General features: G+C 35.6%; 3 protein-coding genes and 1 pseudogene. 1 reads left to right on the top strand and 3 read right to left on the bottom strand.

Going from position 1 to position 4,154, the window contains the following annotated elements; all coding sequences use genetic code 11:
• Positions 1–69 precede the first annotated feature (69 nt).
• On the bottom strand, positions 70–396 hold the full coding sequence (locus CBG25_RS04105; RefSeq protein ID WP_290604797.1) for a hypothetical protein: 327 nt from the start codon (positions 394–396) through the stop codon (positions 70–72).
• Between the two features lie 262 nt (positions 397–658).
• Entirely contained in the window at positions 659–2,092 is a 1,434-nt protein-coding gene (locus CBG25_RS04100; RefSeq protein WP_290604795.1) for an SH3 domain-containing protein, read from the bottom strand.
• A gap of 633 nt (positions 2,093–2,725) precedes the next feature.
• Between CBG25_RS04100 and CBG25_RS04095 the strand changes: the two genes are divergently transcribed.
• The gene (locus tag CBG25_RS04095) at positions 2,726–2,995 is read left to right on the top strand and encodes a hypothetical protein (RefSeq protein WP_290604793.1); all 270 of its coding nucleotides are present in this window, start codon (positions 2,726–2,728) and stop codon (positions 2,993–2,995) included.
• Positions 2,996–3,109: 114 nt separating this feature from the next.
• Here the strand turns inward: CBG25_RS04095 and CBG25_RS04090 are convergent.
• Positions 3,110–4,030: pseudogene (locus tag CBG25_RS04090) on the bottom strand (enterotoxin); the annotation flags it as partial.
• Between the last annotated feature and the right edge of the window lie 124 nt (positions 4,031–4,154).

Here is a 4,154-nt window from a genome sequence, read left to right as displayed (position 1 = left end):
TGAGCACATACTTAATACTCGGGGACGAAAATCGTTGGGCTATTTTTCTCCAAATGAAGTATTTTTAGCTCATCTAATGGCTGCATAACGTTTTATGGGTTTGTTGCGTTTCGACTGGGAATGGGCCGCATACAAATGGGTTAATTGTTTGGGTAAATTATTGGGCAGTCTGGTTAACTGATTATCACTGACATCTAATTTTATTATCCATTCCGGTAAATTAGGCAACGAAGTTAAATTCAGTTTAGATAAATTAAGAGAGGAATCTTCGTTAGTAATACAGGTAAAAACTCTGTTTAGTGCAGTCTCTCTCATTTCCGATGGATCAATATTTGGTTGTGCTACCCAATCATACCATCCAGCGATTAGATCCATTAAAGCAGGTGATAAAGCCATAGTGTCACCATCCTAATACAAGTCAATTGTTAAAAAACATTTATTAATTCACCTAAATTTAACAATTGATTCATTTTATTAACAAGATAGAAATGTTAACTGCATCAAATATTGCATAAAATAATTACTAGAAAATGGAAAGCATTGGCAAATAACTGAATGAACCATAGAAGAATTGTTGCCAGCAGCAAGATGGCTAATTTGCTACTGGCAATTACATGATGCTAAATAAAAGATGAGAGGTTAAAAGCCGATCAAATAATCAGCCTTCTGCTTGATCGAGATAGGTAATGATAAATAGTGGCTTGCTTGCCAGCGATTCAAGCTCTGAAGCATCAGAATATTGCGCCAATAACGGCATAAAAATTGACTGGCCAATAATGCTGCGACTTGGTGGCGCTGCTGGTCTTAATCCCCACACATTATGGTAGATTATCGGCACAGTACGACCCTGCCAATCTGCATTACCGACATACAGCATAATATGCCCTTTTATATAGACTAATGTTTTAAATGGTTGGCCATATTTGATCAAATAAGCAAGCCGTTGATCAGTTGAATAATGGCTTAAATCAATTCGCTTACCACTTAATGATTGAGGTAGTGAATTTCTGGGTAGAAAAATACCAAAAGGCAGCATAAGATTTCTTACTTCCGCAGAGCAGTCATTGAAACCATAAAGACTTCCCCAGCCATAAGCTTTACCTTGCATATATTGAATGATATGCGCCATATTTTCTGCTGTTGGTGAAATAGGTGTCTGACGCACCATCTGTTCAGACTGTGGCGCATAACGAATAACAGCATAGCCCTTATCATCGTAGGCCGGTAATGCGATATTTGTTTTACCGTTAATCGATTTTAATGGCAATAATGTACCGGTACGGGCGGTAAATCTAAATACGCCCTGCTTATCAGTGAAACTGGCATTATCATTAATAACTGCCCCAAGCTTTTTTTTCGCCATGGTTGTCCACTGTTGGATAAAATGATCATTTACTTTAGCAATATGTGAACTATCTACCCAGCCCATTTCAGTAGGCGATATTATAAAACTCCAGGATCTATCAGCGGTTACTGCCGCAATGTAAACCGGTTCAGCGGGATGCAGAGTGGAATTTTGTAACATATCAAAAGGATAACCTTGACCTGCCTCACGCGGATCTTCAAAAGCAGGATAAGCTGTTGGTAGGAATCTTACCGCGGTTTCACGTAAAGTGATCCCCCGGCTAGTAGCCGTGTATCGATCGGCGATCGATACGGATACCCGATGTTGCATTTTTGCTTTCCAGCTAGCATCTAATAAACGAAAATTTTCGCCATAGTGACTGACATTAGCCGCAGTAAATTTTTCAGCAAAATGTGATAAATTTCCTTTCGCACCTTTTGCATCCTGCAAAACTGACTGAATATAATCACCATTCCAGGGAGATTGCTCACCAAAATAGTGTGCTAACAGGGTATTAAAAGCTTTTTTTTGTTGTAGTTCAGTTAAAAAGGGTTGTCGGTAACCAGGCTCATTAGGTGGGATCCAGCGAGCGCTATTTTGTGGATAATTAGCAATCGGAAAAAGTTTTTTCGTTTGATCAATAACGTTAATATTTTGCTTATCATTAAATAACGATAATGAATGAGGTGTTTTATTGCTACAACCAATCAGTAATAACAGAATGCTAAAGCCAATCATTTGTTTCATCAACGCCAGCTCCTCTAGATTTACTACTTTTCACTATATCCATATCATGCGGACTTATTTAATTTTAAATATTAAGCTTAATTAAAATCTTAATTTATATTACACTATCTACTATTAATAATAACAACATATAAGCCATTAATTTTTAAAATTTAGCTACTGACTGATAATCAATAATATAGTAATTATGGTTAATCTGTTATCAATAATAATTTTTATCTTTATTATTAATCAAAAAAAAGTAGAATTAACTGATTTTTAATACCCTATTATTGATAAGGATAAAAATAAATATTTATCTATTTTTATAACTTAATACTGAACATAGAAATAATTTATTAATTTCAGACTAAATTATCATCATATTATAATAGACTTTAATTCTGCTATTTGATATTCAGAAAGTTGATACAATGGATAAAATAAAAAATCAATAGATAAAGTAGCACTTGAAAATTGAATAGCAATATTTCTCGCTCTTATTAAATACAATTATTTTACACTTTAAACGCTTTTATTTAATAAATATAATTGGACAAAATACTAACAAATGAATTACCTTTATCTGGCTAGTGTTTGTACTATCGATCGATCCATAAATAAATCAGTAAATATTATATTAAGGAGCTTAATATGAATCTTGCTATAAAACGTGGGTTATTAATACTATCAGTAACTTCTGCCATGGTCACAACCTTTTCATCAACTGCAATTGCAGGAACAGAAGGAAAACAGCAATATTATTGCAAAGGTAACCATGGTGATGATAATGATCGAGGACTATGGGATTATATTTTCACCGCATCTAGTAAAGCAGATGCTGAAAGTCAAGCCGAAAAACAATATAAAGTTGATGGCCCCAATGCTTTTGTTAATATCAAAGAATGTACACTCCAAAATTAAATTTGAGCAATAAAGCTTTAATTTCCTCCATGCCAACAGTGGCAAGGAGGTATTTATATCTCAAGACTAATTAACTGGCTTACTCTATTTTAAGCGAAAATCTTAGTGACTATTTTATCGATTCTGTTTGCCACTATCAGGCACTAATGACATAACCACGGTTTCAAAAGGCGATAACGTCACTAATGCCGATTGATTAATGGTAGCCGGTTTTTTACTACCCGCTTGACTAATATAATTCAGGCTAACTTGATAATTTTGTGACGTGCCAGCGGGTAATTCTAAATCACGCTGTAAATCCAAATAATAAACCTGGGGTTTATCCGATGGATTTCTTAAACTGATAATCGATTTATTGCTACCCCAGGCAGCCCAACCATAGATCGCTAATTTGGTTGGATCACTACCTATCCAATGACTATCAAATAAAATAGCTTGATTTTCATACGCCCAATTTGCCGCACTGGCTAATACCTGCCAATTATTATCGCTTAACAGCTCAGGCGTAATATACATTTCTTGTAGCTGAGTGCCGGTAGCAAAATAGCTCCACACTTGATCAGCAAAGTCCTGCTCTGATTGGCTAGCAAGATATTTGGCTTGTTTAGCATAAATAATACCATGCAGCATCAACGAATTAAGCGGAAATAAGGGTCCTTTCATAACAATTGAACGATAAGTTTCCGCATCGCGATAAGTAAGCCATTGTTGTACTTTAGTGCCCGGGCCATAATAGTTAACATCATCACCCCCACGCCAAATCGAATCAGCGTAAAAAAGCCAGGATGGGGTCGCTTGAGTGCCTGTAGTCAGGTTGATATAAAGATTATTATTTGCTTTTCTCATGTCACTGATCATATGGATTGCCGCATCAAAGTCACTGGTAAAGCGGCTACCAGCAATCACCTTATCGGCATTGCCGGTACCATCCAATTTAAACATAGTAATATTTTGCTGTTTGATTAACTGTAAAATACGTTGATGAAAATTGGCATAATAATTGGCACCTGATAAGGCCAATTTACCATCCATTAAACTAGTTGCTGAATAGAGACTTGCATTTTTTGTCACGCTATTGAGAATAAAAAGAGGTTTAACTTAGAGAATAAAGGTTTGAAATGATCAACAAAGAGCGGCTGTTACGAGATAATCGTTTATG

The sequence above is a fragment of the Arsenophonus sp. ENCA genome (assembly GCF_002287155.1).
In the GTDB taxonomy this organism is placed as follows: domain Bacteria; phylum Pseudomonadota; class Gammaproteobacteria; order Enterobacterales; family Enterobacteriaceae; genus Arsenophonus; species Arsenophonus nilaparvatae.
This window is presented reverse-complemented; position numbering and strand designations above follow the sequence as displayed.

Bases quoted from the DNA above. Each gene is read 5' to 3' on its own strand.
- CBG25_RS04105 (WP_290604797.1), bottom strand. From the start codon at position 396: ATGGCTTTATCACCTGCTTTAATGGATCTAATCGCTGGATGGTATGAT.
- CBG25_RS04100 (WP_290604795.1), bottom strand. From the start codon at position 2,092: ATGAAACAAATGATTGGCTTTAGCATTCTGTTATTACTGATTGGTTGT.
- CBG25_RS04095 (WP_290604793.1), top strand. From the start codon at position 2,726: ATGAATCTTGCTATAAAACGTGGGTTATTAATACTATCAGTAACTTCT.